The organism is Halopseudomonas yangmingensis, from assembly GCF_900114825.1.
Classification (GTDB): Bacteria; Pseudomonadota; Gammaproteobacteria; order Pseudomonadales; family Pseudomonadaceae; genus Halopseudomonas; species Halopseudomonas yangmingensis.
In genome coordinates, this window is the sequence record NZ_FOUI01000006.1 from 1 (window position 1) to 25,476 (window position 25,476).

The window sequence follows — 25,476 nt, forward strand, 5'->3', positions numbered from 1 at the left end:
CGTCGAAGACTACGACGTTGATAGGCTGGGTGTGTAAGCGTTGTGAGGCGTTGAGCTAACCAGTACTAATTGCCCGTGTGGCTTGACCATATAACACCCAAGTAATCTGGGTATGGCCGAGACACTCAAGATCGACAATGTGGAACTGCATGAGATTGCAAACCACCGAAGCCGTACTTCATCACTGACCCAATTCGCGATGGCGTGAAAGCATAGGCCCACACGACACCGCTAAAGAATTGCTTGACGACCATAGAGCGTTGGAACCACCTGATCCCATCCCGAACTCAGAAGTGAAACGACGCATCGCCGATGGTAGTGTGGGGTCTCCCCATGTGAGAGTAGGTCATCGTCAAGCTCCAAACAAAAACCCCGATCTGGAAACAGATCGGGGTTTTTACTTTGCGCTGGCGATTAGCGCTTTAGCTTGCTCCACTCATCTTCCTGAAGCTGACGCCACATTACTTTGCCTGTAGCAGAGCGGGGCAGGCTTGCGGCGAAATCTATCTCCACGGGGCATTTGTAGGCCGCCATCTGTTGATGGCACCAGGCAATGATCTCTTCGCTGGACGGTTGCTGACCCTCGGCAGCTACAACCACTGCCTTAACGGTTTCCCCGCGGCGCGGATGTGGCATGGAGATCACGCATACCTCACGTATCGCCGGGTTGGCATACATCAACGATTCCACCTCGGCGGGCCAGACCTTGTAGCCCGAGGCGTTGATCATGCGCTTGACCCGGTCTACCAGAAAGAAATATCCATCCTCGTCGATATAGCCAAGGTCGCCGGAGCGAAAGAAGCGTTTGCCGTCCAGTTCGATAAAGGCTTGGGCGGTTGCCACCGGGTTGTTCCAGTAGCCCTGGAACACCTGTTCACCCGCCATGATGATTTCACCGACCTGTCCTGTGGGCAGTGGCTGCAAGGTTTCAACGTCAATGACGCGTGAATCCACGCCAATCACCGGTATCCCGAGGCACTGGGATTTGCAGGCCTGTGGTGGATTGCTGTGGGTGGCGGCCATGGTTTCTGACAAACCGTAGCCTTCCATGTAGCTCAACCCGGTTTTTTCCTTGAGTTTGCCGGCAATGGCTGCTGGCATGGCGGCGCCACCGCCGCCGATATTGCGCAGACTGCGCAGGTCATAGCTGTCGATCGCAGGGTCGGACAACAGGTCTATGACCATGGTGGAGATATTGCGCCAGGTGTTGACCCGGCAGCGCTGGATCAGTTCTGCCGCTACCCGTCTATCCCAGCGGGTCATCACCACCAGAGTGCCGCCGGCATACAGGGTGCTGTTCATGCAGGACTGCATACCGGTGACATGGAACATGGGTACTGAAACCAGGTGCACCAGATCGTGCCGGGCGTTGATCCAGACGGCGGTGTATACCGCAGTGGCCATCACGCTGTGGTGGGTGTGGGCACACCCCTTCGGGTTACCGGTGGTGCCGGAACTGTAGGGGATTACCGCAAGATCAGTCGGGCCGGTACTGAGGGGCGGCGGCGTATATCCCGCGCTTATGGCGTCTGACCATGCAATTACATTATCAGGCAGTCTCGCTGGCGGGTTAGCCAGAAGCTCATCCGGCAGACTAAGGTCGGTTGGCTGGCTCAGGTAGTCGCGGTAATGGGTCAGCACAATCTGATCAACCTGGCCCTGCTGCTGTAGTGGCAGAATATAGTCCAGCAGCTCGCTGGCACAGAGCGCCACCCGCGCGCCGGTGTCCTCAATCAGCCAGGCCAGTTCGGCGCTGCGGTTCATCGGGTTGACCGGAACCACCACGGCATTTGCCCGCAGAATTGCATAGAAACTGATGATGTACTGCGGGCAGTTCTGCATATACAGCAGCACTCTGTCTCCCTTGACTACGCCACAGCTGGCCAGATAACCGGCCAGCGCCTCGGCCTGTTGTTCAAGGCTTTGGTAGGTGACTCGGCTGCCGTAATAGTTGATGGCGGTGTGCTGCGGGTAGCGCAGGGCAGACACACTGATGTTGCAAAACAGATTGGTGTCCGGCAGTTCCAGATGCTGCGGAACTTGTGCAGGCCAGAATCGTGCAGATGGCTGGTTCATGCTTGTCTCTTTGTTATATGGGCATGCTAAGGCAGACTAAACGCTGCGGAGCCGGGCTGTGAAGTGCAAGTCGTTTGACTGCTGAGCCATCATAAGTGGCGCATGGGGTGGGCCGGTCAGATGTCGCATGCGGTATAGTATTGCCATGCAAAACCGAGGAGATGCCAGCATGACCCAGGATCGTGTGATCATATTCGATACCACCTTGCGCGATGGTGAACAGAGCCCCGGCGCTTCCATGACCAAGGAAGAAAAACTGCGTATCGCCAAGGCACTGGAAAAACTGCGGGTGGATGTGATCGAGGCCGGTTTTGCGATTGCCAGTCCCGGTGACTTCGAGGCAGTCAAGGCGATTGCCGACAGCATCAAGGACAGTACAGTGTGCAGCCTGTCGCGGGCAGTGGATGCTGATATCGAGCGCGCCGCCGAGGCGCTGGCTGGTGCCAACAGCGGACGTATCCATACCTTTATCGCCACAAGTCCGATCCATATGCAATACAAGCTCAAGCTGCAGCCGGATCAGGTGGTTGAGCAGGCCGTGCGAGCGGTAAAACGTGCGCGCAACCTGTGCGCCGATGTGGAGTTTTCCTGCGAGGATGCCGGTCGTTCCGAGATCGATTTTCTCTGCCGGATCATTGAGGCGGCGATTGATGCCGGCGCGCGCACCATCAATATTCCGGATACTGTTGGCTATGCGATTCCCCATCAGTTTGCGGAAACCATCCGCACCATCATTCAGCGGGTGCCGAATGCCGACAAGGCGGTTTTTTCGGTGCATTGCCATAATGACCTCGGACTTGCCGTAGCCAACTCGCTGGCTGCGGTGACGGCTGGTGCGCGTCAGGTGGAGTGCACCATCAACGGTCTTGGCGAGCGCGCGGGCAATGCCTCGCTGGAAGAAATCGTGATGGCGATCAAGACCCGTCAGGACGTGCTGGGTGTGCATACCGGCATAGTCACCGAACATATTCTCAGCACTTCACGGTTGGTGTCGGGGATTACCGGTTTTCCGGTACAACCGAACAAGGCCATCGTCGGCGCCAATGCCTTTGCCCACGAGTCCGGTATCCATCAGGATGGTGTACTCAAGCACCGTGAAACCTATGAAATCATGAGTGCCCAGTCAGTCGGCTGGCACACCAACAAGTTGTCACTGGGCAAGCTGTCCGGACGCAATGCGTTCCGCTCGCGGCTGGAGGAGCTGGGTATTCAGCTCAGTGGTGAGGAGCTGAATGCCGCCTTTGCCCGCTTCAAGGAGCTGGCTGATCGCAAGCATGAAATCTATGACGAGGACCTGCAGGCGCTGGTATCGGATACGGTGACCAATGTCGAGGAGCAGGTCCGCCTGCTGCACCTTGAGGTGGCGTCGCGGATGGGTGAAATCCCGCATGCCCATGTGTTGCTGAGTATTGACGGTGCAGAGCGTGAGGCAGACGCCGAAGGCTCGGGCCCGGTGGATGCAACCTTCAAGGCGATCGAGAAGCTTGTTGGCTCGAATGCCTCGCTGCAGCTGTACTCGGTGAATGCCATCACCGAAGGCACTGACTCGCAGGGCGAGGTGACCGTGCGCCTTGAGCGTGGTGGCCGTATCGTCAACGGTAACGGGGCCGATACCGATATCGTGGTGGCCTCGGCCAAGGCCTATATCAATGCGCTGAACCTGATGCTCTCCGGTGCGCCCAAGGCGCATCCGCAGGCGGCCGACGTCTGATGCTGGAGTCCACCCGGCTGGCCTGTTTACAGGCCATGGGTATTCAGGCCTGGACGTTGCGTCAGGCACTGCCGGGTGTGCCCGCACGCATTGCGCCGGCGAGGGCGGATCTTGTGCTGCTGCAACAGCCGGAGGTGCAGAAGCCAACTGAACCTGAGGTGGCCGCCGTCGTGACTGCCGCCGCCCCGGCTATCGATGCCCTGCGTGCGCGTTTGCAGGCGGCGGGCAGCCGCTCGGTTGAGCTGCCGTCTAAACAGCCTGCGGTAAACTCGGGTGCTACTGCTTCGCCAGCCATTCCCGCCGCGCTGCCAGCCATAACGCCCTTCCGGGTCGAGTTGTGGGCAACAGACTCGACCGCAGTGCTGCTCGAAGCGCCCGGCTTCAGCCGCAGCCGCGAGTTTTTTCGCAGCCCACAGTTGGACGATGTGCTGCGTGTACTCGAGCTGTCACTGGCTGAGCCGCTCGCGGCCTTTCACTGGCCGATCAGTCAAAGCCCGCTGCTCGATCGCAGTGCCGTGGCAGCCAGTGAGGCGCTACAGACCTTTGTGGCCTCCCGGCTTGAGGGGCGCGGGGTGTCGCAGTTACTGTGCCTCGGCCGCGGCAGCTGGCTGGTAGCACACAGCGATATTGGGTCACTGCAGCCGGGACCGTTGGCGGGGCCTGCTACGCTGCCCGGTCAGCTGTGGCTGGTTGAGGGGCTGGAACTGCTCGCACAGGCGAGCGGGCGGCAGGTGCTGTGGCAGCAACTTCAGGGTTTTCTGCGTGCGGTGCGTCACTCCCATGGCTGAGGTGTCCTTTAGGCGTATGACACTGGATGATCTGGATGCCGTGCTGCGCGTTGAGTTTGCCGCCTTCACCCATCCCTGGACCGGCGGGATTTTCCGCGACTGCATCAACTCCGGCTATGAGTGCTGGGTGATGTTGGTCGGCAGTCAGCAGGTCGGGCATACGGTGCTGATGCTCGGCGGTGATGAAGGGCATCTGCTGAACATTACGGTGAAGCCGGAAAGTCAGGGGCGCGGCCTGGGCCAGCAGCTCCTCGGGTTTATTGCAGCACGTGCCGCCGCTGCCGGGGTGGAGACCCTGTTCCTCGAGTTGCGTGCTTCCAACCGTGCTGCCTTCCGGCTTTACGAACGGTTTGGTTTCAACGAGGTGGGGCGGCGCAAGGGCTATTACCCGGCGGTAGGTGGGCGCGAAGATGCGCTGGTGATGGCCTGCATGCTCGACCCTGAGGATTGTCCGGCGTGACGCACCAACGCCAGACGGCGTCCAACCGGCTATTCAACCTGGAAAATGGAATTACGCATGTCTGAGTTGCAGCAATTGTTTGCCAACAACCGCGACTGGGCCGAAGCGATAAAGCAGGAAGATACGGACTTTTTCAGCAAACTGGCCAACCAGCAGGCACCTGAATACCTGTGGATCGGTTGTGCCGATTCGCGGGTACCGGCTAACGAGATTGTCGGCCTGTTGCCGGGTGAGTTGTTCGTCCACCGCAATGTGGCCAATGTGGTGCTGCACACCGATCTCAACTGCCTGTCGGTGATGCAGTACGCCGTCGACGTGCTCAAGGTCAAGCACATCATTGTCACCGGCCACTATGGCTGTGGTGGTGTGCGTGCTGCCATGCAGCAGCAACAACTGGGCTTGATTGATGGCTGGCTGCGCAGCATCCGCGACCTGTATTACGAACAGCGTGGCCGGTTGCAGCTGCTGGCCAGTGAAGAGTCACGGCTTGACCTGATGTGCGAGCTGAACGTGATTCAGCAGGTCGCCCATGTCAGCCACACCAGCATAGTGCAGAACGCCTGGCACCGCGGTCAGCCCCTGTCTGTGCACGGCTTTATCTATGGCATCAAGGATGGCCAGCTGAAGGATCTCGGCGTGACGGTCACCAGTTCCGAGCAAATCCCCGAGCAATACCGCCTGACGCCCCCGGCGGAAATCAACTGCGCCGGTCAGTAGTTATCAGCATGTATCGGCTCTGCGTAATTCCCGGGGATGGTATCGGTCGCGAGGTGGTGCCGGTTGCCGTGCGCGCCTTGCAACGCCTGTTGCCGGGGTTGCAGACCATTCAGCTGGAGGCTGGATGGGACTGTTTTACCCGGCATGGCACAAGTGTGCCGCAGGCTACCCTGGAGCAGTTGCGCGAACATGGCGCCGGGCTGTTTGGCGCAGTGTCCTCGCCGTCCGGTGCTGTCCCCGGCTACCGCAGCGCAATCCTGACGCTGCGTCAGCAACTGGATCTGTACCTCAACCTGCGTCCGGTTCGCAGCCTGCCGGGGGTGTCCACGCGGGATGATGTGGATCTGCTGTTGCTGCGGGAGAATACCGAATGCCTGTACGTTGGTCGGGAGCGCATGCTGGGTGATGACGTGACGATTGCCGAGCGGCAGATTTCCCGCCGCGCCAGCGAGCGGCTGGCGGCCTGCGCTGTGGCCCTGGCGCCGCAGCGCCAGCCGCGACGGATTACTCTGGTGCACAAGGCCAATGTGCTGCCGCTGACCTGTGGCCTGTTTCGCGACAGTTGCCGGTCGGTGTTGGAGGCTGCTGGACTGTCGGCGCTGGTGGATGAACGGCTGGTCGATGTGGCTGCCCTGCAACTGGTGCAGGAGCCGCAGAATTTCGACATGCTGCTGACGACCAATCTGTTTGGCGACATTCTCTCGGATCTGGCCAGCCACTGGGGTGGCGGGCTGGGGTTGGCACCCTCGCTGAATCTGGGCGATGGCATCGCGCTGGCCGAACCAGTGCACGGCAGTGCCCCGGATATTGCAGGCACTGGCCGCGCCAATCCGGCGGCGGCACTGCTGAGTGCTGCCCTGTTGCTGCGGCATCACTGGCACTTGCCGGAGCAGGCCGCACTGCTGGAGTCAGCAGTCGATGCCGCCCTGGCCTTGCTGGCTGGACAGTCCACCGGCACCCGCACTACCGCGCTTGTTGAGCAGCGGGTACTGGAGCATCTGCAGCGGCTGGCTTGAAGCAGCGGGATTGATCCCCGATACTGCCTGCAGTTACGGTGCTGCGGCGCCGGATTTCCATTGTTCCAGCTGAGTATTGCGCATGACCACAGATGCCGCCCCCGCGCTGATCCGCGAAACCTTTCCGGTCGGCCCCCTGCAGTGCAACTGCACCATCATTGGCGACCCCCTGACGAAAAAGGCCATAGTGGTCGATCCGGGTGGGGATCATCAGTTTATCCTGCAGCGCCTGGAGATCTTGGGGCTGAAGGTGGTCAGCATCATTCACACACACGCCCACCTGGATCATTTTCTTGCTTCCGGGGAAATGAAAAAGGCCACAGGCGCCAGCCTGCACCTGCATGAGGACGACAAGTTCCTGTGGGACAACCTGGAAATGCAGTGCCGGATGTTCGGTGTGCCCTATACCCCGGTGCCGGCCCCGGATCAGTGGTTGCGTGATGACGAGGAACTGGCCTGTGGTTGCGGCGTAGCCTTGCACACGCCGGGGCACACGCCGGGGTCGATGAGTTTCTGGTTCCCGCGTGACAAGCTGCTGATCGCCGGGGATACGCTGTTTCGCCGGGGTATTGGTCGTACTGATCTGTGGGGCGGGGATTATGCGAGTATCGAGAAATCCATTCGCCAGCGTCTGTACCGGCTGGATGAGGACGCGGTGGTGGTGACCGGACATGGGCCGGATACGCGCATCGGCGATGAAATGCGCAGCAATCCCTTTGTGCGTGGTTGAGTGCTGAACCATCAGAGTTTTTGCGGGTCTTTAGGGGTGATTGGCCGTGCAGGGTGTTATCCTGCATTGGTAGCAACAACCAACAAGGATATTGTCAATGAAAACTCAAGGCTTGATCGTTGCCGGATTTGCCGCACTGCTGATGACCGGCTGTGCTACTCAGAATCCTTACACCGGTGAGCAGCAGACCAGCAAATCAACCATTTATGGTCTGGGCGGCGCCGCTGCCGGTGCCGTGGTAGGTGCGGCCACCTCCAGTAAGAAGGACCGCACAAAAGGGGCGCTTATTGGTGCTGCGGTAGGTGGTGCGGCAGGTGGCGGTTACGGTTACTACGTTGATCAGCAGGAAGCCCGCTTGCGCCAGGAGCTGACCGGCACAGGCGTACAGGTGATTCGCAATGGCAACGATCTGCAGTTGGTGATGCCGGGTAATATCACCTTTGCGACCAACTCATCGGATATCTCCAGTAGCTTCTATCCGACGCTGAATTCACTGGTGAAGGTATTCAAGGAGTTTGACAAGAACGGTATCGATATCGTCGGTCATACTGACAGTACCGGTTCGATGGAGCTGAACATGCGCCTGTCACAGCAACGTGCCAGCAGCGTGGCCTCGTATCTGACCGGTCAGGGCGTGTTGCCGGGTCGTATCAGCAGCCGTGGCGTCGGCCCGACCCAGCCGATTGCCAGTAACGATACAACTACTGGTCGGGCACAGAACCGCCGGGTGGAAATCAACCTGCGTCCGCTGTAAAAGCCTGCAGGTATCTGTAAAAAGCCAGCCCGAAAGGCTGGCTTTTTACATTGGTCCATTGCTCAGTTGCGTTTCGGGTATTGCTGGTATAGCTGATCCAACAGCGCATCCTTGTCTTCCCACAGACCGTTGACCCATTGCTGGAAGCGCTCGCGGAAGGCTGCATCGTTCTGGTAGTCCTGGCCGAGAAATTCGGCGGGGATCGGACGAATGCTGCAGCGCACTACCACGCTGCGCACCTTGCCGCAGAGCAAGTCCCAGAAGGTCGGGTCGCCATCCGGGTAGTGGATGGTGATATCCACCAGCGAGCGCAGTTGCTCACCCATGGCATCCAGTACAAAGGCAACTCCACCAGACTTGGGTTTCAGCAGGTGGCGGAACGGTGATTGCTGCTGGTCATGCTTGGCCTTGGTAAACCGGGTGCCCTCAAGGAAGTTGAACACCGCGACCGGGGTGGTCTTGAATTTCTCGCAGGCCTTGCGTGTGGTGGCCAGATCCTGGCCGGCTTTCTCCGGATGCTTTTCCAGATAGGCCTTGCTGTAGCGTTTCATAAAGGGGAAATCCAGCCCCCACCAGCACAGGCCAATCACCGGGACCCAGATCAGTTCCTGCTTGAGGAAAAACTTCAGCATCGGCATGCGGCGATTCAGGGCGTGCTGCAGGGCCAGGATGTCGACCCAGCTGCGGTGGTTGCTGGTAACCAGATACCAGCCATTCTGGTCCAGGCGTTCACGGCCCTGAATATCCCATTCAATGCGTCGGTTCAGGTGCATCCAGCCGCTGTTGCCGAGTATCCAGATTTCGGCGATGCGAATCAGTACGCGGGTCAGCAAGCGCTGCAGTGGTGGTATTGGTAGCAACTTGAGCAGTGACAGAGGAATCAACAGTGACGCCCAGAACAGGGTATTCAGGGCCAGCAGCAGCGCTGCGATTGTGCCGCGCAGGGCGGCGGGCAGGAAGCTCAGCATCGATTCTCGCTTGCGTCCGGCACCCGGAGGACCGGGCGCCGGGCGTACATCAGTGGTTGTCGGCAGACTGGATGGCAGTCAGTGCAATAGTGTATACGATGTCATCCACCAGCGCTCCGCGCGAAAGGTCATTGACCGGCTTGCGCAAGCCCTGCAGCATCGGGCCGACACTGACTACGTTGGCACTGCGCTGCACCGCCTTGTAGGTAGTGTTGCCGGTGTTCAGGTCGGGGAAGATGAATACCGTTGCCTGGCCTGCTACCGGACTATCCGGTGCTTTTTGCTTGCCAACGCTGGCAATCGCCGCAGCATCGTACTGCAGTGGGCCGTCGATCAGCAGATCCGGCGCCTTTTCCCGGGCCAGTCGGGTGGCTTCGCGCACCTTGTCGACATCGGCGCCGGTGCCCGAACTTCCGGTGGAGTAGCTGATCATGGCGACCCTTGGCGGGATGCCGAAAGAGGCTGCCGAGCGGGCGCTTTGGATGGCAATTTCTGCCAGTTCCTCGGCGTTCGGGTCCGGGTTCACCGCACAATCGCCATAGACCAGTACCTGTTCCTGTAGCAGCATGAAGAACACCGAGGACACCAGATTGTATTCCGGGGCTGTCTTGATCAGCTGGAATGCCGGTCGAATAGTGTTGGCGGTGGTGTGAATGGCACCGGATACCAGTCCGTCTACCTCGTCCAGTGCCAGCATCATGGTGCCCAATACCACGTTGTCTTCCAATTGCTGTAGCGCCATAGGCGCATTCAGTCCGCGTCCCTTGCGCAGCTCGATCATCGGTTCGACATAGCGCTCGCGGACGCTGTCCGGATCAATAATCTGCAGCCCTTCGGGCAGCGTGATGTGCTGGGCACGCGCTACCGCCTCAACCGATTCCGGTTTGGCCAGCAGGATGCACTGAGCAATACCGCGGCGCTGGCAGATGGCTGCTGCCTGTACGGTGCGCGGTTCGTCACCCTCGGGTAGTACGATGCGTTTTCCAGCTTTCTGTGCGCGGCGTACCAGTTCGTAGCGAAACGCCGGCGGCGACATGCGCAGCTCGTTAGGCGTGCCGCAGCGGCGCTGCAGCCAGGCGTGGTCGATGTGCGAGGCAACATAGTCGGTGACTCGGGTGGCCCGCCCGCTGTCATCAATCGGGATTTCGCGGTTCATGCGATCCAGGTTGGTCGCGGTATTGAAGCTGTTGCTGTCAACCACCATCAGCGGCAGTCCGCTATCCAGTGCCGGTTGGCAAAGCTCCAGAATGCGCGGGTCTGGTGCCATGCCGCCGGTCAACAGCAGGCCGGCCAGTGGTGTGCCGGCCAGGGACGCCAGGCTGCTGGCAATAATAATGTCGTCACGGTCGCCCGGCGTGACGATCAGCGCGCCCGGTTTCAGCCGGTAGATAATGTTTGGCACGGTGCGTGCGCACAGGGCAATGTCCATGACCCGGCGCTGGTCTATATCCCCTGCGTGCAGGGTGCGGGCTCCCAGCAGTTGGGCTACATCCGAGGTGCGCGGTGCGTTCAGTTCATCCTGCCAGGGCACGCAGCCGATCAGGCGGAAATCCTCGGTATCCAGCACCTTGGATTGCTGCTTCAGAGCCAGTGCAAATTCCTTCAGGGTTTGTTTCAGCTCGCTGCGATCCACTGGCAGGGTGTCGGCATTTTCCAGGCCCTGTACCTTGTTGACGATGACCCCGAGCACCTTGGGATGGCGTGGTCCGCCGAAGGTTTGTGCGTGAATTTCGATACGGTCGGCCAGGCTGGCCATGTCGTCGCCATCGGGTGCAGTGACCAGAATGACATCGGCATCCAGCGTCTTGGCCAGATGGTAGTTGATGCGCGCGGCATAGCTGACGTGGCGGGTTGGCACCATGCCTTCCACCACCACTACGTCGGCACCCTCGGCAGCTTCGCGGTAACGGCTGACAATGTCTTCCAGCACATCATCCAGTTCGCCATTGGCCAGACGGTGCTCTACTTCGCCTAACGGCAGAGGTGTGGGCGGTTGCAGGCCAAGGGTGCGGCTGATCAGTTCTGTTGAGCGTTCTGGGCCTGCATCACCGGGGTGCGGCTGGGCGATAGGTTTCAGGAAGTGGGTGCGCAGGCCGCTGCGCTCCAGAGCGCGAACCAGACCCAGGCTGGTGGAAGTCAGGCCTACGCCAAACCCGGTGGGGGCGATGAAAAAAGTGTGCATGGCAAGTCTCCGTAGGGTCAGGCGCCGGGCGCGTCAAGCAGCGCCAGACTCTCGTCGGCAATCTGGCGTTCTTCGTCGGTGGGGATCACCAGAATGGCGGGTGATCCTGCCTGCTGGATCTGTCCGGCCTGGCCGCGCGGCAATTGCTGGTTTGCAGCAGGGTCAACGGAAAGGCCAAGTACCTGCAGGTGCGCAACGGTCTTCGCGCGTATCAATGGTGAGTTTTCGCCAATGCCACCGGTAAAAATCAGCCCGTCAAGACGAGGCAGGGCTGCAGTCAGGCCGGCCAGGGAGCGGGCCAAACGGTAGCAGAACACCTCGATGGCCAGCGTGGCGCCGGCATGCCCTTGCTTGTGGGCTTCCTCCAGTGTGCGCATGTCGTTGGAGAGTCCGGACAGCCCCAGCAGACCGCTTTCACGGTTCAGCAGGTTTTCGATGCGCGGTATGTCCCAGCCCAGTGCCCGGTGCAGGTGAGCATAGAGGTTGGGGTCCACATCACCGCTGCGGGTGCCCATGACCAGCCCCTCAAGAGGCGTCAGACCCATACTGGTATCCAGGCTGTGATCGTCCAGAATCGCACAACTGGAGCAGCCGTTGCCCAGATGTGCGGTCAGCCAGGCGCCGCTACCTGACGGCTTGCCCAGCAGTAGGCTGGCCTGACGGCTGACATAACGATGGCTGGTGCCGTGAAAGCCGTAACGACGCACGCCCTGCTCGCGGTAGAGGTTTTCCGGCAAAGCGTAACGATAGGCGTGCGGCGGCATGCTTTGATGAAAGGCGGTATCGAAGATGGCGGTATGTGGAACCTGATCAAAAACCAGCATGGCAGCCCGGATACCGATCAGATTGGCCGGGTTGTGCAGTGGTGCCAGAGGGGCGCTGGCTTCAATGGCTTGCAATACCTGCTCATCAATCAGGCTTGCGCCGGTAAAGTGTTCGCCACCATGCACCACGCGGTGACCGACGGCGCTCAATGGCTGGTCAGCGTGCTCGCCAATCAGCGGCAGCAAGGCGGTCAAGGCGGTTTGATGATCCGCCCCCGGCAGTTCGCGGGTCTGTTTGAGGCTGCCGGCTTTCCAGTGCAGGCAGGCTGAAGGGCTTTCCAGTTGCTCTGCCAGGCCGCTGATCAGGGGTTGGCTGTCACCTTCACGGCGCAGGGCGAATTTGATGGATGAACTACCACAGTTAATTACCAGTACCAGACGTGAAGACATGCAGAGTTTTCCGAAGATGAAGCATTGAAGTGCCCAATTGTAGACAAAATACCGGCAAGCTGCTGCGGCGAGATTGTCGCAGGCCCCCTGTTCGCGGGATGCGTTTGTCATTCAATCGGCGTACACTGCCCCTTTTACAAATGAACTGACAGGTATCCAGATTATGCAGATTTCCGCCAACAAGGCTGTCTCCATCGACTACACCCTGACTAACGACGGTGGTGAGGTCATCGACTCCTCCGCTGGCGGCCAGCCGCTGGTTTACCTGCACGGTGCAGGTAATATCATTCCCGGCCTGGAAAGCGCCCTTGAAGGCAAGCAGGTAGGTGACGAGCTGAATGTGTCGATTGAGCCGGAAGAGGCCTATGGCGAATTCAGCGCCGAGCTGGTGGCAGTACTGGGTCGTCAGATGTTCGAGGGTGTGGATGAGCTGGAAGTCGGTATGCAGTTCCATGCTTCGGCACCGGACGGCGGCATGCAGATCGTTACCATTACCGCCCTGGACGGTGATGAGGTCACTGTGGATGGCAACCATCCGCTGGCTGGCCAACGGCTGACTTTCGAGGTCAAGGTGATCGATATTCGCGATGCCAGTGAAGACGAACTTGCCCATGGTCACATCCATGGCGAAGGTGGTGTACACCACTGAGTTGTGCCGGGTCCCTGTTGTCCAGGGACCCTCTGTTTCTGTCTGTCTGTCTGCGACGCCCTGCGTCCGTCCCCGCCCCCTCTCTGATTTGTACGCCGTTGTGATTCTGCCGGTTATGCCCGGACGGTCTTCATAGCTGTGGATCACGCAGCATTATCACTAATCATTATGATGGTTATTTAAAAGATATGACCGGTCGTATAGTGTCCGCTATGAACAGCATTCAAGACAAACGTGCACGCATTCTGGCCGCCGGTACCGAGGTGATGCTGCGCAAGGGTTACAACGGTACCGGCGTGCAGGAGATTACCCAGGGTGCCGGTGTGCCCAAGGGCTCCTTCTATCACTATTTCGAGAGCAAAGAAGACTTTGCCATTCAGGCGTTGCATTACTACTACACGCCGCGTCTGGAGCGCTTTGCCAATGCCCTCGCTGCCAGTGACGTTTCGCCCCGCGAGCGAATCCTGCGCTGCTACCGGGACCTGGTCGGTTACTTTGCCAATCAGGAACAGCCTACCCACCAGTGCTTTATTGGCAGCCTGTGCCACGAAAAGGCCGACGAAAGTCAGCCGATCGGTTATGCCGCCAGCGCCATCCTCAAGCGCTCCAGTGATTTGCTGGCCGATTGCCTGGAGCAGGCAAAAGCCGCCGGCGAGTTGCCGGCACAGAGCGACTCGCAGGCACTGGCCGGATTTATCGGTGCAGCCTGGGAAGGTGCCCTGTTGCGCATGAAGATTGACCGGCAGATTGGTCCGTTACGGGTGTTCATCGAACAACTGGAGCGTTTGCTGAGTCATTGAGTGTCCCGATGAGGCTTGACTGCCTACAACCAGACGACCGGTCATACGGATACGGTCGCAACCGGTGGCTCAGGCCGCCAGCTCCCCCATCATCCCTATTTGGAGAACGTCTAATGACCGCTGATGTCAGATCCCTGTTCCAGTCCTTCAGTTATGGACCGCTGCAACTGAAGAACCGTATCGTCATGGCTCCGATGACCCGTAACTTTTCGCCGGGCAACGTGGTCAACGAGGCGGTGGTCGAGTATTACCGCAAGCGTGCCGAGGCAGGTGTTGGCCTGATCGTCACCGAGGGCACCTATATCGGTCATGCGGCGGCCAATGGCTATGCCAATGTGCCGGCAATCCATGGTGAGGCGGCGCTGGCCGGCTGGAAAAAAGTAGTCGATGCAGTGCACGCGGCCGGCGGCAAGATTGCTCCGCAGCTCTGGCATGTGGGCAACGTGCGGCGCCTGGGTACTGAGCCGGATGCCAGCGTGCCGGGCTACGGTCCTATGCAGAAGCTCAAGGACGGCAAGGAAGTTGTGCATGGCATGACCAAACAGGACATCGCCGATGTGGTGGCTGCCTTCGCCCAGGCTGCCCGTGATTCCAAGGCCATCGGGTTTGATGCGATCGAGTTGCATGGTGCCCATGGCTACCTGATCGACCAGTTCTTCTGGGAAGGCACCAACCAGCGCGACGACGAGTATGGCGGCAGCATGGCCAATCGTGGGCGATTTGCGGTGGAAATTATCCGTGCCGTGCGCGACGCAGTTGGCCCGGAATTCCCGATCATTTTCCGCTTCTCCCAGTGGAAAATGCAGGATTACAGCGCCCGTCTGGCGCACAACCCTGAAGAGCTGGAGGCCTTCCTCAAGCCATTGGCCGAGGCCGGCGTGGATATTTTCCACTGTTCGCAGCGTCGCTTCTGGGAGCCCGAGTTTGATGGTTCTGATTTGAATCTGGCAGGTTGGGCACGCAAGATCACCGGCAAGCCGGCAATCACTGTTGGCAGTGTCGGGCTCGACAGCGAGTTCCTTGAGTACATGGTCAAGACCGAGAAGGTGGCACAAACTGCCAATATTGACGATCTGCTCAAGCGCCTGCAGGCAGACGAGTTCGATCTGGTAGCTGTTGGCCGTGCCTTGATCGTGGATCCCGCCTGGGCAGACAAGGTCCGCGATGGTCGTTTCGAGGATATCCTGCCATTCAGCCGCGAGGCGCTTGGCCAACTGGCCTGAGTCAAGGCTGCAACTGGCCTGCCGGCAATGCCGTGCAGGCCGCTTGCTGCAGATACCCCTCGAAGCGCTGTACAACCTGCGACCAGTCCAGTTGGCAGGCGCGATGACGTGCATGCAGACGGATATTGCGGCGGCCCTGGGCATCGGCAATCAGCCAGGTCAGGTTGTCGATGAACTGGGCTTCGTCAGCCATGTCGGCCAAACAGCCACTGATGCGATCACTGATGTGTTGTCCGGCGGCGGCGTGCTCGAAGGCACATACCGCCAGCCCGGACGCCATGGCCTCTGTCACAACGTTGCCGAAGGTTTCACTGAGCGACGGAAAAATAAAAATGTCAGCACTGGCATAGGCGCGGGCCAGTGATTCCCCCTCCAGCATTCCGGTAAAGAGCGCGCCAGGCAGCCGCCGCTGTAGTTCGGCACGCTGCGGACCGTCACCTACAATCACCAGCCGAAGCGAGATATTGTTCAGGATCTGCCTGCTGCGCAGCGTTTGCCAGGCATCTACCAGCAATTGCAGGTTTTTCTCGGCTGCCAGCCGTCCTGTGTGCAGTAATACCAGATCACCCTCAGCCACTCCCCAGCTGCGTCGCAGGGCCGGGTCCCGATGGGCCGGAGAAAACTGTTCGCAGTCAACGCCGCGACCAAGCAGAGTGCAGGGTTGGATGCCCAGTTGCTGCAGTTCGCGCAGGTGTGAGTGACTGGCGGCAAGGGTCAGTCGTGTGTGGTTGTGGAACCAGCGTAGATAGCTCGCCATGCTGCCCTGCAGAAATCCCAGCCGGTAATGGTTGCAATAGCCATCGAAGCGGGTATGGAAGCCGCTGATCACCGGGATGCCCATGCGTCTGGCAAGCCGCAGGGCTGACCAGCCGAGAGGGCCTTCAGTGGCCAGGTACACGGCATCCGGGAGTTGCTGCTGCCACAACCGACGCAGTGCGCTGGTCGCTGGCAGTCCCCACTGTAATTGCGGGTAGCCAGGTAAAGGCATGCCGCGTACACGCAGGTCTGTGCGGGCTGATGCCTGGTTCAGGCCGATTTTCTCGGCGCCCTGCGCTGGCCGGACAATCTGCAGATGATGGCCGCGGGCAAGCAGACCCTGACTGAGATGGCTCAGGGTATTGGTCACCCCGTTGATTTGGGGTGACCAGGTTTCGCTGACAAGGGTAAAACACTGTGCCGTTTTCATCGACACAGTGTCGGTCAGCCGGGTTATCGGCAGATGATGTTTTTATTGCGGTTTAATGATTGCGGGGCTGTTGCCTGTTTCAGTTGCCCTGTTGCCGGGCCTCGCGCACCCAGAGCAGAGTGGCGCCTGCCACAGCAGCCGGCATGACCAGCAGGTTGACCAATGGCAACATCAGCCCGAAGTAGACGGGCAGGCCAAAACCGAGCACCTTCATGCGCTGTTTGCGAAGTTGCAACAGCATGTCATTGAAGCCGACCTGATCGTTGTCTGCCTGATAGTCCAGATACTGCACCGCCATCATCCATACACCGAACAGCAACAGCAGAGGCGAGGCCAGAAGATTGATCCCCGGCAACAGGCTGAGCAGCAGCAAGGCCAGCAGCCGCGGCAGATAATAGGCCAGCTTGCGTAATTCGCGTCCAAGGCTGCGCGGCACGCTGATTAACAGCGCCTGCCAGCTTTGATCGGGACTGGCGCTGCCGCGCTCATCGGCGGCGACACGTTCGGCCAGCATGCCGTAGAAGGGTGAGGCAATCAGATTGGCCACCACGCTGAAGCCGAAGAACAGTGCCAGCAATACTACCAGGGCAAAAATCGGCCACATCAGCCACTCGAGAAACCCCAGCCATTGAGGAAGTCCGCCGATCAGGCTGTCCATCCAGCGCCCGAAGGCACTTGCGCCCCAGCCGATCAGGCTGGCGAACAGCACAAGATTGAGTGCCAGCGGGATCAGCACAAAGCGGCGCACGCCCGGCTGGCGAATACGTTGCAGCCCCAGGCGCAGGTAGCCGGGGCCGCTAACGGCGGATTGCGATAGTGACACGGACTGGCTCCAGAGCGCCGATCAAAGGGTTGACCCGGATGTGTCAGTGAAAGCCCTGCACGGCCGGAATCCATAGGTATACACTATCCGCCCGATCGACAGATTGAAATCCCCGTTGCCGGGCGTGGCCCTTATGATGACGCCCGACACCTGCACAGGAGTGTCCAATGAGTGTTCTGGTAAACCGTCCGGCTCCGGACTTCGTGGCGCCGGCGGTGCTGGCTGATGGCAGTATCGTAGATGCCTTTGATTCAACCAGTCTGCGTGGCCGTTATGTGGTGCTGTTTTTCTGGCCGCTGGATTTCACCTTTGTCTGTCCGTCCGAGATCATTGCCCACAACAACCGTATCGACAAGTTCCGTGCCCTTGATGTGGAGGTGGTTGGCGTTTCTGTTGATTCGCAGTACACGCATTACGCCTGGCGTAATACGCCGGTGGAACAGGGTGGTATAGGCCCGGTCGAGTTCACCATGGTAGCTGACGTCAAGCACGAGATAGTGCGCGCTTACGGTATCGAGCATGAAGACGGTGTGGCGCTGCGCGCCTCTTTCCTGATTGACCGTGACGGACGGGTGCAGCATCAGGTAGTGAACAACCTGCCGCTGGGTCGTGAAGTGGACGACATGATCCGCCTGATCGAGGCGCTGCAATTTACCGAAGAGCACGGTGAGGTTTGTCCGGCCGGCTGGCGCAAGGGGCAAAAAGGCATGCAGGCCAGTGCCGCCGGGGTGTCGTCCTATCTGGCCGCGAACGCCGAACAGCTTTGAATTCATCGAATATCACGGCCGCCTGCGGCCTTTGGAGGAAATATGTCTGACGTGCGTCATCACCGCCTGATCATCCTGGGTTCCGGCCCTGCGGGCTACACCGCGGCCGTGTATGCCGCCCGGGCAAACCTCAAGCCGGTGCTGATCACCGGTATGCAGATGGGCGGACAGCTGACCACCACTACCGAGGTCGACAACTGGCCGGGTGACGTGGCCGGTGTGCAGGGCCCGGAGCTGATGGAGCGGATGCGTATGCATGCCGAGCGCTTCGAGACCGAGATTGTCTTCGACCATATCAATCGCGTCGATCTGACCAAGCGTCCGCTCAGCCTCTGGGGTGACAATGGTGAATATCAGTGCGATGCGCTGGTGATTGCCACAGGCGCCTCGGCACGCTACATCGGCCTGCCGTCGGAAGAGGCCTTTATGGGTAAAGGCGTATCCGCCTGCGCCACCTGTGACGGGTTCTTCTACCGTAACCAGCATGTCGGCGTAATTGGTGGTGGCAACACCGCCGTGGAAGAGGCGCTGTATCTGGCCAATATCGCCAGCAAGGTGACCCTGGTGCACCGCCGCGATACCTTCCGCGCCGAGAAAATCCTGATCGACAAGCTGATGAGCCGGGTGGCAGAGGGCAAGATAGAACTCAAACTGAACGCCAATCTGGAAGAGGTGCTGGGTGACGAGAGCGGTGTGACCGGCATGCGTATCCGTCTGGATACCGGTGCGAGTGAGGATATCGAGTTGCGCGGTGTGTTTATCGCCATTGGCCACAGCCCGAATACCGGCCTGTTTGAAGGGCAGTTGGAGATGAAGGGCGGTTACCTCACTGTGCATGGCGGCAGCGAAGGCAACGCCACCCAGACCAGTATTGCCGGCGTGTTTGCTGCAGGCGACGTGGCCGATCATATTTATCGTCAGGCGATCACATCGGCCGGCTCCGGCTGCATGGCCGCGCTGGATGCCGAGCGGTATCTGGATCAGCACTGATCCTTGCTGGATGTCTTGAAGCGGATGTCCTTTTTAGGGCGTCCGCATCTTCTGGCTTATTGATTTAAGTCAAGTTAATTTTTTTGTTTGTTGTAACTGTTTTTGAGGATAAGATTCGCGGCGGCCATGAGGGCCACCTGCTATTACATGTAAGGATCTTATTCGATGAAAATCAACCGCTCGATTGCGCTTTCAGTCATGCTTGCCGCCTCTACCGCTCTGGTGACTGGTTGCGCGAGCATTATCAGTGATTCTCAGTACCCGGTTGCCATGACTTCAGCGCCTGCTGGCGCATATTTTGAAGTTCGTAATGAGACGGGGGTAGTGATTCATCAAGGAACAACTCCCAGCACGGTTACCCTGAAAGCAGGCGACGGGTTCTTTAGCGGAGCCAATTATTCCGTAACGTTCAAGAAAGACGGATATGCTGATCAAGTTAACGCTATCCAGCCGAGCATTGATGGCTGGTACGTTGCCAATATTTTATTTGGTGGGCTGATTGGTTTGCTGATTGTTGATCCGGCGACCGGTGCAATGTACAAGTTGCCGGAAGGCTCTACTGCTTCGCTTTCCCCTCTCAAGGTGCAAATTGGTCAGCATGAGTTGAATGTTGTCAGTCTGGATGCGCTGAGCGCGGAGCAGAAGCTTGCAATGGTTCCGCTTGCTCGCTGAGTATTGAAGGTAGCTGAAGGGAGGGTCGCATTTGCGGCCCTTTTTTGTGCTCGCCTTGGTTTGTTTGCTGTCTTCATGCCATACGAGTCATGCATGAAGAGTTCTACTAGATGGTGCCCCGAGGGAGAATCGAACTCCCACTCTGTCACCAGAAACGGATTTTGAATCCGCCGCGTCTACCAGTTCCGCCATCGGGGCCAATTGCAGGTCGGGGCGGAGTATACGAACCGTTACAGTTGGTGGTCAATGGCATTCGTGGCCTGCTGCCGGCTTTTCCGCTACCATGGGCGACTTTTTTTCATCCCCTGAAGCCTGGTTTGTATGCACGTCAGTGATTTCCATTTCGATCTGCCTGATAACCTGATCGCCCGCCACCCTCTTGCCGAGCGCCGTGCCAGTCGTCTGCTCTGCCTTGACGGGCCGAGCGGTGCGCTGGCACATCGACAATTTGTCGACCTGCTGGACTATCTGCGCCCCGGCGATCTGATGGTGTTCAACGATACCCGGGTGATTCCGGCGCGGCTGTTCGGGCGCAAGGAAAGTGGCGGGCAGCTGGAGATTCTGGTCGAGCGGGTGCTGGACGGGCAGCGGGTGCTGGCGCATGTGCGCTCGAGCAAGTCGCCGAAACCCGGCAGCCTGATCCTGCTTGAGGATGGCACGCCAGTGCGCATGCTGGCCCGTCACGGGGCCTTGTTCGAACTGGGTTTTGATACCGATGTGCTGGCGTTGCTTGAGCGTGTCGGGCATATGCCGTTGCCGCCCTATATCGACCGGCCGGATGAGACGGCTGACCGTGAGCGTTACCAGACCGTGTATGCCGACAAGGCCGGCGCGGTGGCGGCGCCGACCGCCGGCCTGCATTTTGACCGCGAACTGCTGGCGGCGATTGAATCCATGGGCGTGCAAACCGCCCGGGTCACCCTGCATGTGGGGGCCGGTACCTTCCAGCCGGTGCGTGTCGAGCGCATTGAAGAGCATCACATGCACAGCGAGTGGCTGGAGGTCAGTGCCGGGGTGGTGGAGGCCGTCAGGGCCTGCAAGGCGCGTGGCGGGCGGGTGATCGCCGTGGGAACCACCAGCGTGCGCTCACTGGAAACTGCCGCCCAGTCCGGCGAGATCGCGCCCTACACGGGCGACACCGATATCTTTCTGTACCCCGGCAAGCGTTTCAATGTGGTGGATGCACTGGTGACCAACTTCCATCTGCCGGAGTCGACCCTGCTGATGCTGGTGGCGGCCTTTGCCGGCTACCCGCAGGCCATGGCCGCCTATCGCGCCGCAGTGGAACAGCAATACCGCTTTTTCAGTTACGGGGATGCCATGTTCATCACCCGCAATCCGGCGCCGCAAGGCCCCGAGGACAGATCATGAGTCATATGCACTTCGAATTGTTGGCCACCGATGGCAAGGCCCGTCGAGGTCGCCTGACCTTCCCGCGCGGGGTAGTGGAAACGCCGGCCTTTATGCCGGTTGGCACCTATGGGACGGTAAAGGGCATGTTGCCGCGCGACATCGAGGCGATCGGTGCGCAGATCATCCTTGGCAATACCTTTCACCTGTGGCTGCGTCCGGGCACCGAGGTGATACGCCAGCACGGTGATCTGCACGACTTCATGCAGTGGCAGGGCCCGATTCTCACCGACTCCGGTGGCTTTCAGGTGTTCAGTCTCGGTGCCATGCGCAAGATCAAGGAGGAGGGGGTGTATTTCTCCTCGCCGGTGAATGGTGCCAAGGTGTTTATGGGGCCGGAGGAGTCGATGCAGGTACAGCGCGAGCTGGGCTCCGATATTGTGATGATCTTTGATGAATGCACGCCGTACCCGGCGGATCACGATACCGCGCGGCGCTCCATGGAGCTGTCGCTGCGCTGGGCGCAGCGCTCGAAAAATGCACACGAGGGCAATCCCTCGGCGCTGTTCGGCATTGTCCAGGGCGGCATGTACGAGGATTTGCGCCTGCGCTCACTGGAGGGGCTGGAGCAGATCGGCTTTGACGGCTTGGCGATTGGTGGCCTGTCGGTGGGCGAGCCCAAGGAAGAGATGATCCGCGTACTGGATTTTCTGCCGCCGCAGATGCCGGCCGACAAGCCGCGCTACCTGATGGGGGTTGGCAAACCGGAGGATTTGGTCGAGGGCGTGCGTCGCGGCGTCGACATGTTCGATTGCGTGATGCCAACCCGCAATGCGCGTAACGGTCATCTGTTCGTTGACAGTGGCGTGCTGAAAATTCGCAATGCGGTGCACCGGCATGACCAGTCACCGCTGGATGCCGGCTGCGACTGCTATACCTGCCAGCATTTCTCCCGCGCCTATCTGCACCATTTGGACAAATGCGGTGAAATGCTCGGCAGCATGCTCAATACCATCCACAATCTGCGCCATTACCAGCGACTTATGGCCGGTTTGCGCGAGGCTGTGCATCAGGGTAAATTGGACCACTTTGTCGAGGCCTTCTACGCTCGACTGGGTCGCCCGGTGCCGCCGCTGGAGACTTGAAATCCGCCATTCAGGCACCATAAACCCCATCTTGCGCTTACGCATATCAACAGGAGCAACACATGAGCTTTTTCATCCCCAGCGCCATGGCCCAGTCCGCCGGTGGAGCTGCACCTGCCGGTGCAGGCTTCGAGTGGATTTTCCTGATCGGTTTTCTGGCGATCTTCTACCTGATGATCTGGCGTCCCCAGGCCAAGCGTGCCAAGGAGCACAAGAGCTTGATTGGCAGTCTGGCGGTGGGTGACGAGGTGGTTACCGGCGGTGGCATTCTTGGCAAGGTGAAGAAGGTCACCGACGAATTCATCGTACTGGAGGTCGGTGACGGCCATGAGATGAAATTCCAGAAGACCGCCGTGATTGCCGCGCTGCCCAAGGGCACGCTGAAAGCCATCTGATTTATCTTCTGTCCGGGCGCCTGTTGGCGCCCTGATTGCATACGGACCCGCTATGCTCAACCGTTATCCGTTATGGAAGTACCTGCTGATTGTCGCGATTCTGGCACTTGGCATCATCTATGCGCTGCCCAATCTGTATCCGGATGATCCGGCCATCCAGATTTCCGGTGCCAGCTCAACCCAGACTATTAATGAACTTGATTTGCAGCGCATGGAAACTGCATTGCAACAGGCCGGTATTGCCACCAAGGGCACCGAGCTTGGCAATCAGGCGCGTTCCGGTCTGGTGCGACTGGTGAACCGGGGAGATCAGTTGCCGGCCCAGGATGTAGTCCGCCGTACCATGGGCGAAGCGTTTGTGGTTGCCCAGAATCTGGCACCGACCACACCGGCCTGGCTGATGGCAATTGGTGCCGGCCCGATGAAGCTGGGTCTGGACCTGTCCGGTGGTGTGCATTTCCTGCTGGAAGTGGACATGGAAAAGGCTATCGAGGCGCGGGTCAATGTGTATGAAAGCGAATTGCGCGGCCTGCTGCGCAGTGAGCGCATCCGTTATCGCAGTTTGCCCAGTCAGGGCAATATGCTGCAGTTTTCCTTCAGCGACAGTGATCAGTTGGTTCAGGCGCAGCGGACTATCAACCGCCAGTACAGCCAGTTCACCAGCAACACGCTGGCGCGTGACGGCAGCCAGGTATTGCAGTTGACCCTGACTGACGCCGAGATGACCGAGATTCGCGAGTACTCGGTGCGCCAGAACCTGACCACGGTGCGTAACCGGGTCAACGAACTGGGTGTCGCCGAACCGCTGGTGCAGCGTCAGGGCGCTAACCGCATCGTGGTTGAGTTGCCGGGTGTGCAGGACACGGCCGAAGCCAAGCGGATTCTGGGCAAGACTGCCAACCTTGAGTTCCGTCTGGCGGCTGATCCGAATGCTGCACGTGCGACCGTAGAAACCTTCGACTTCCGCGATGGCAGTCGCCCGCCGGCCGATGTCGAACGCAGTATTATCCTCACCGGCGACCATGTCACCGATGCCCAGTCGAACTTTGACGAGAATGGCCGTCCGCAGGTGAATATCCGTCTGGATGGGCACGGTGGCGAACTGATGACCCGCGCCACTCGCACCAATGTCGGTCGTGGTATGGCCGTGTTGTTTATCGAACAGCGTCAGATCAGCCGCCAGGTACAAAAGGAAGTTGATGGCCAGATGCAGACGGTCGAGGTGCCAGCCTTTATCGAGGAAAAGGCGATCATTAGTCTGGCCACCATCCAGTCAACGCTGGGTAACCAGTTCCGTATTACCGGGTTGAACTCGCCGGCCGAGGCTTCGGAGCTGGCCCTGCTGCTGCGTGCCGGTGGTCTGGCCGCGCCCATGCACTTTGTTGAAGAGCGCACCATTGGCCCGAGCCTGGGCGCGGAAAACATCGCCAAGGGCGTGACCGCCACCCAGGTCGGTTTTGCTCTGGTGCTGATCTTCATGATCGTCGTGTACAAGGGCTTTGGTGTATTTGCCAGTATTGCCCTGACCTTCAACCTGGTGTTGCTGCTGGCGCTGATGTCGCTGCTCAGCGCCACCCTGACCCTGCCGGGCATTGCCGGTATCGTCTTGACCCTGGGCATGGCGGTGGATGCCAACGTGCTGATCTTCTCGCGTATCCGCGAGGAGATTAATGCCGGCATGTCGATCCAGCGGGCCGTGCATGAAGGTTTTGACAAGGCGTTTTCGGCGATTGTCGACGGCAACCTGACTACCTTGCTGGTTGGGGTAATCCTCTTTGCCATGGGGTCCGGGCCGATCAAGGGGTTTGCGGTTACCCTGTCCCTGGGCATCCTGACATCCATGTTCAGCGCCATCATGGTCACCCGTGCCATGGTCAACCTGAGTGTCGGCGGTCGCGACATCAAGAAGCTGTGGCTGTGAGGAGCGCATCATGAATATCAAAACCATCAACTTCATGGCGCTGCGCAAGTTTTTCTTCGTGGTCGCCGTGGTACTTATGCTGGGTTCGGTGGCCAGTCTGGTAACCAAGAACCTTAATCTCGGGCTGGACTTTACCGGTGGTGCGCTGATCGAGCTGAACTATCAGGAAGCGGCTGACCTTGAGTCTATCCGCCAGACCCTGCGTGAGGCCGGCTGGGCGGATGCCATTGTGCAGAACTTCGGTGCCAGCACCGATGTGATTGTGCGCCTGGCCAGTGAGGACCCCAACCTCGGCAGCGAAATTGCGCGGCTGATACAGCGTGAGGATGCCGGCGAGGTGACCGTCAAGCGGGTTGAGTTTATCGGCCCACAGGTTGGCGAGGAGCTGCGCGATCAGGGTGGTTTGGGCATGCTGCTGGCAATGGCCGGGATCCTTCTGTATGTCACCCTGCGCTTCCAGATGAAGTTTGCCGTGGCGGCGATTGCCGCACTGCTGCATGACGTGATCTTCGTGCTGGGCTTCTTTGCCTTTTTTGGTCTGCAGTTCGATCTGACCGTACTGGCGGCGGTGCTGGCGGTAATTGGTTACTCACTGAACGACACCATCGTGGTGTTTGACCGGGTCCGTGAAAACCTGCGGCTGATGCGCAAGACCGAACTGGAGGAAGTGATTAACGTCTCTACCACCCAGACCCTCGGCCGTACCCTGGCAACCTCGGCATCGACCATTCTGGTATTGCTGGCGTTGTTCTGGTTTGGTGGCGAGAACATCCATGGCTTCGCTACGGCGCTGCTGATCGGCGTGGGTATTGGTACCTACTCGTCGATTTATGTGTCGAACGGTCTGCTGATGACCTTCAAGCTGACCCGCGAGGACCTGATCCCGCCGCAGATTGAAGAGGCGGTGGACGATCGTCCCTGAGGCCTGTCTGCTCAAGA

The 25,476-nt window shown here is 59.4% G+C and carries 24 protein-coding genes, 1 tRNA gene and 2 rRNA genes; 20 read left to right on the forward strand and 7 right to left on the reverse strand.

Annotated features, from left to right (window positions below):
* Positions 1 to 90 (forward strand): 23S ribosomal RNA (locus tag BMZ23_RS07205); the annotation flags it as partial.
* A 152-nt stretch (positions 91 to 242) separates the two neighbouring features.
* Positions 243 to 358 (forward strand): 5S ribosomal RNA (rrf, locus tag BMZ23_RS07210).
* Between the two features lie 56 nt (positions 359 to 414).
* Here the strand turns inward: rrf and BMZ23_RS07215 are convergent.
* Positions 415 to 2,076 (reverse strand): long-chain-fatty-acid--CoA ligase, encoded by a 1,662-nt coding sequence (locus BMZ23_RS07215; RefSeq protein WP_093474753.1) that lies wholly within the window; start codon positions 2,074 to 2,076, stop codon positions 415 to 417.
* Between the two features lie 169 nt (positions 2,077 to 2,245).
* On the opposite strand from BMZ23_RS07215, the gene BMZ23_RS07220 reads away from it, so the two are divergent.
* The 7 genes from BMZ23_RS07220 (at position 2,246) to BMZ23_RS07250 (ending at position 8,252) form a co-directional block, all read left to right on the forward strand.
* Positions 2,246 to 3,787 (forward strand): 2-isopropylmalate synthase, encoded by a 1,542-nt coding sequence (locus BMZ23_RS07220; protein WP_093474755.1) that lies wholly within the window; start codon positions 2,246 to 2,248, stop codon positions 3,785 to 3,787.
* Positions 3,787 to 4,575, forward strand: coding sequence for a hypothetical protein (locus BMZ23_RS07225; protein ID WP_093474758.1), 789 nt, complete (start codon positions 3,787 to 3,789; stop codon positions 4,573 to 4,575). Before BMZ23_RS07220 ends, BMZ23_RS07225 begins: the two co-directional genes overlap by 1 nt.
* On the forward strand, positions 4,568 to 5,035 hold the full coding sequence (rimI, locus tag BMZ23_RS07230) for a ribosomal protein S18-alanine N-acetyltransferase (RefSeq protein WP_093474761.1): 468 nt from the start codon (positions 4,568 to 4,570) through the stop codon (positions 5,033 to 5,035). The genes BMZ23_RS07225 and rimI overlap by 8 nt, the downstream gene beginning before the upstream one ends.
* A gap of 57 nt (positions 5,036 to 5,092) precedes the next feature.
* On the forward strand, positions 5,093 to 5,752 hold the full coding sequence (can, locus tag BMZ23_RS07235; RefSeq protein WP_093474763.1) for a carbonate dehydratase: 660 nt from the start codon (positions 5,093 to 5,095) through the stop codon (positions 5,750 to 5,752).
* Positions 5,753 to 5,760: 8 nt separating this feature from the next.
* Positions 5,761 to 6,768, forward strand: coding sequence for an isocitrate/isopropylmalate dehydrogenase family protein (locus BMZ23_RS07240; RefSeq protein WP_093474766.1), 1,008 nt, complete (start codon positions 5,761 to 5,763; stop codon positions 6,766 to 6,768).
* An 82-nt stretch (positions 6,769 to 6,850) separates the two neighbouring features.
* Positions 6,851 to 7,498, forward strand: a complete 648-nt coding sequence (locus BMZ23_RS07245; protein WP_093474769.1) for an MBL fold metallo-hydrolase — start codon at positions 6,851 to 6,853, stop codon at positions 7,496 to 7,498.
* A gap of 97 nt (positions 7,499 to 7,595) precedes the next feature.
* Positions 7,596 to 8,252, forward strand: coding sequence for a YiaD family glycine zipper/OmpA-like lipoprotein (locus BMZ23_RS07250; RefSeq protein WP_093474772.1), 657 nt, complete (start codon positions 7,596 to 7,598; stop codon positions 8,250 to 8,252).
* 62 nt (positions 8,253 to 8,314) lie between these two features.
* Here the strand turns inward: BMZ23_RS07250 and BMZ23_RS07255 are convergent, their stop codons facing one another.
* From BMZ23_RS07255 to BMZ23_RS07265, 3 genes are read right to left on the reverse strand one after another with little or no spacing between them, the layout of a single operon-like run.
* The gene (locus BMZ23_RS07255) at positions 8,315 to 9,220 is read right to left on the reverse strand and encodes an acyltransferase (protein ID WP_093474775.1); all 906 of its coding nucleotides are present in this window, start codon (positions 9,218 to 9,220) and stop codon (positions 8,315 to 8,317) included.
* A gap of 49 nt (positions 9,221 to 9,269) precedes the next feature.
* Positions 9,270 to 11,402 (reverse strand): phosphate acetyltransferase, encoded by a 2,133-nt coding sequence (gene pta / locus BMZ23_RS07260; protein WP_093474778.1) that lies wholly within the window; start codon positions 11,400 to 11,402, stop codon positions 9,270 to 9,272.
* Positions 11,403 to 11,419: 17 nt separating this feature from the next.
* Positions 11,420 to 12,616 carry an acetate kinase gene (locus tag BMZ23_RS07265; RefSeq protein ID WP_093474781.1) on the reverse strand — a complete coding sequence of 399 codons (1,197 nt, stop codon included), beginning with the start codon at positions 12,614 to 12,616 and terminating at the stop codon, positions 11,420 to 11,422.
* Positions 12,617 to 12,779: 163 nt separating this feature from the next.
* Here BMZ23_RS07265 and BMZ23_RS07270 point away from each other — a divergent pair, with 163 nt between their 5' ends.
* The 3 genes from BMZ23_RS07270 to BMZ23_RS07280 all read left to right on the forward strand — a co-directional run bounded on the left by BMZ23_RS07270 (position 12,780) and on the right by BMZ23_RS07280 (position 15,288).
* Positions 12,780 to 13,265: an FKBP-type peptidyl-prolyl cis-trans isomerase gene (locus BMZ23_RS07270; protein WP_093474784.1), complete on the forward strand. Its 486-nt coding sequence runs from the start codon at positions 12,780 to 12,782 to the stop codon at positions 13,263 to 13,265.
* Between the two features lie 212 nt (positions 13,266 to 13,477).
* Positions 13,478 to 14,065, forward strand: a complete 588-nt coding sequence (locus BMZ23_RS07275; RefSeq protein WP_177197241.1) for a TetR/AcrR family transcriptional regulator — start codon at positions 13,478 to 13,480, stop codon at positions 14,063 to 14,065.
* A gap of 113 nt (positions 14,066 to 14,178) precedes the next feature.
* Entirely contained in the window at positions 14,179 to 15,288 is a 1,110-nt protein-coding gene (locus tag BMZ23_RS07280) for an NADH:flavin oxidoreductase (protein WP_093474787.1), read from the forward strand.
* Position 15,289: 1 nt separating this feature from the next.
* Here the strand turns inward: BMZ23_RS07280 and BMZ23_RS07285 are convergent, their stop codons facing one another.
* A complete protein-coding gene (locus tag BMZ23_RS07285) occupies positions 15,290 to 16,474 on the reverse strand; it encodes a glycosyltransferase family 4 protein (protein ID WP_093474790.1) in 1,185 nt (394 codons plus the stop codon).
* Between the two features lie 79 nt (positions 16,475 to 16,553).
* Complete coding sequence (gene cysZ / locus BMZ23_RS07290) at positions 16,554 to 17,297, reverse strand: sulfate transporter CysZ (RefSeq protein ID WP_093474793.1); 744 nt, start codon at positions 17,295 to 17,297, stop codon at positions 16,554 to 16,556.
* A 167-nt stretch (positions 17,298 to 17,464) separates the two neighbouring features.
* Here cysZ and BMZ23_RS07295 point away from each other — a divergent pair, with 167 nt between their 5' ends.
* From BMZ23_RS07295 to BMZ23_RS07305, 3 genes are all read left to right on the forward strand, one after another.
* A complete protein-coding gene (locus BMZ23_RS07295) occupies positions 17,465 to 18,064 on the forward strand; it encodes a peroxiredoxin (protein WP_093474796.1) in 600 nt (199 codons plus the stop codon).
* Between the two features lie 42 nt (positions 18,065 to 18,106).
* Entirely contained in the window at positions 18,107 to 19,054 is a 948-nt protein-coding gene (gene trxB, locus BMZ23_RS07300; RefSeq protein ID WP_093474799.1) for a thioredoxin-disulfide reductase, read from the forward strand.
* A 165-nt stretch (positions 19,055 to 19,219) separates the two neighbouring features.
* Entirely contained in the window at positions 19,220 to 19,726 is a 507-nt protein-coding gene (locus tag BMZ23_RS07305) for a hypothetical protein (protein ID WP_093474802.1), read from the forward strand.
* A 111-nt stretch (positions 19,727 to 19,837) separates the two neighbouring features.
* Here BMZ23_RS07305 and BMZ23_RS07310 read toward each other — a convergent pair.
* Positions 19,838 to 19,924, reverse strand: a tRNA-Leu gene (locus BMZ23_RS07310).
* A gap of 123 nt (positions 19,925 to 20,047) precedes the next feature.
* On the opposite strand from BMZ23_RS07310, the gene queA reads away from it, so the two are divergent.
* The 5 genes from queA to secF all read left to right on the forward strand — a co-directional run bounded on the left by queA (position 20,048) and on the right by secF (position 25,459).
* Complete coding sequence (gene queA, locus BMZ23_RS07315; RefSeq protein WP_093474805.1) at positions 20,048 to 21,097, forward strand: tRNA preQ1(34) S-adenosylmethionine ribosyltransferase-isomerase QueA; 1,050 nt, start codon at positions 20,048 to 20,050, stop codon at positions 21,095 to 21,097.
* Between the two features lie 5 nt (positions 21,098 to 21,102).
* Positions 21,103 to 22,221, forward strand: coding sequence for a tRNA guanosine(34) transglycosylase Tgt (gene tgt / locus BMZ23_RS07320; RefSeq protein ID WP_093475151.1), 1,119 nt, complete (start codon positions 21,103 to 21,105; stop codon positions 22,219 to 22,221).
* A 62-nt stretch (positions 22,222 to 22,283) separates the two neighbouring features.
* Positions 22,284 to 22,616 carry a preprotein translocase subunit YajC gene (yajC, locus tag BMZ23_RS07325; protein ID WP_093474808.1) on the forward strand — a complete coding sequence of 111 codons (333 nt, stop codon included), beginning with the start codon at positions 22,284 to 22,286 and terminating at the stop codon, positions 22,614 to 22,616.
* A 52-nt stretch (positions 22,617 to 22,668) separates the two neighbouring features.
* On the forward strand, positions 22,669 to 24,537 hold the full coding sequence (gene secD / locus BMZ23_RS07330) for a protein translocase subunit SecD (RefSeq protein WP_093474810.1): 1,869 nt from the start codon (positions 22,669 to 22,671) through the stop codon (positions 24,535 to 24,537).
* Positions 24,538 to 24,547: 10 nt separating this feature from the next.
* Complete coding sequence (secF, locus tag BMZ23_RS07335; RefSeq protein ID WP_093474813.1) at positions 24,548 to 25,459, forward strand: protein translocase subunit SecF; 912 nt, start codon at positions 24,548 to 24,550, stop codon at positions 25,457 to 25,459.
* Positions 25,460 to 25,476 lie beyond the last annotated feature (17 nt).

Excerpts from the sequence above, each read along its gene's own strand:
- secD (WP_093474810.1), top strand. The coding sequence starts at position 22,669 with ATGCTCAACCGTTATCCGTTATGGAAGTACCTGCTGATTGTCGCGATT.
- BMZ23_RS07270 (WP_093474784.1), top strand. The coding sequence starts at position 12,780 with ATGCAGATTTCCGCCAACAAGGCTGTCTCCATCGACTACACCCTGACT.
- yajC (WP_093474808.1), top strand. The coding sequence starts at position 22,284 with ATGAGCTTTTTCATCCCCAGCGCCATGGCCCAGTCCGCCGGTGGAGCT.
- secF (WP_093474813.1), top strand. The coding sequence starts at position 24,548 with ATGAATATCAAAACCATCAACTTCATGGCGCTGCGCAAGTTTTTCTTC.
- BMZ23_RS07215 (WP_093474753.1), bottom strand. The coding sequence starts at position 2,076 with ATGAACCAGCCATCTGCACGATTCTGGCCTGCACAAGTTCCGCAGCAT.
- BMZ23_RS07280 (WP_093474787.1), top strand. The coding sequence starts at position 14,179 with ATGACCGCTGATGTCAGATCCCTGTTCCAGTCCTTCAGTTATGGACCG.
- BMZ23_RS07285 (WP_093474790.1), bottom strand. The coding sequence starts at position 16,474 with ATGAAAACGGCACAGTGTTTTACCCTTGTCAGCGAAACCTGGTCACCC.
- BMZ23_RS07225 (WP_093474758.1), top strand. The coding sequence starts at position 3,787 with ATGCTGGAGTCCACCCGGCTGGCCTGTTTACAGGCCATGGGTATTCAG.
- BMZ23_RS07240 (WP_093474766.1), top strand. The coding sequence starts at position 5,761 with ATGTATCGGCTCTGCGTAATTCCCGGGGATGGTATCGGTCGCGAGGTG.
- tgt (WP_093475151.1), top strand. The coding sequence starts at position 21,103 with ATGCACTTCGAATTGTTGGCCACCGATGGCAAGGCCCGTCGAGGTCGC.
- trxB (WP_093474799.1), top strand. The coding sequence starts at position 18,107 with ATGTCTGACGTGCGTCATCACCGCCTGATCATCCTGGGTTCCGGCCCT.
- BMZ23_RS07250 (WP_093474772.1), top strand. The coding sequence starts at position 7,596 with ATGAAAACTCAAGGCTTGATCGTTGCCGGATTTGCCGCACTGCTGATG.
- BMZ23_RS07220 (WP_093474755.1), top strand. The coding sequence starts at position 2,246 with ATGACCCAGGATCGTGTGATCATATTCGATACCACCTTGCGCGATGGT.
- BMZ23_RS07255 (WP_093474775.1), bottom strand. The coding sequence starts at position 9,220 with ATGCTGAGCTTCCTGCCCGCCGCCCTGCGCGGCACAATCGCAGCGCTG.
- BMZ23_RS07245 (WP_093474769.1), top strand. The coding sequence starts at position 6,851 with ATGACCACAGATGCCGCCCCCGCGCTGATCCGCGAAACCTTTCCGGTC.
- queA (WP_093474805.1), top strand. The coding sequence starts at position 20,048 with ATGCACGTCAGTGATTTCCATTTCGATCTGCCTGATAACCTGATCGCC.
- rimI (WP_093474761.1), top strand. The coding sequence starts at position 4,568 with ATGGCTGAGGTGTCCTTTAGGCGTATGACACTGGATGATCTGGATGCC.
- BMZ23_RS07265 (WP_093474781.1), bottom strand. The coding sequence starts at position 12,616 with ATGTCTTCACGTCTGGTACTGGTAATTAACTGTGGTAGTTCATCCATC.
- can (WP_093474763.1), top strand. The coding sequence starts at position 5,093 with ATGTCTGAGTTGCAGCAATTGTTTGCCAACAACCGCGACTGGGCCGAA.
- BMZ23_RS07295 (WP_093474796.1), top strand. The coding sequence starts at position 17,465 with ATGAGTGTTCTGGTAAACCGTCCGGCTCCGGACTTCGTGGCGCCGGCG.
- BMZ23_RS07275 (WP_177197241.1), top strand. The coding sequence starts at position 13,478 with ATGAACAGCATTCAAGACAAACGTGCACGCATTCTGGCCGCCGGTACC.
- BMZ23_RS07305 (WP_093474802.1), top strand. The coding sequence starts at position 19,220 with ATGAAAATCAACCGCTCGATTGCGCTTTCAGTCATGCTTGCCGCCTCT.
- pta (WP_093474778.1), bottom strand. The coding sequence starts at position 11,402 with ATGCACACTTTTTTCATCGCCCCCACCGGGTTTGGCGTAGGCCTGACT.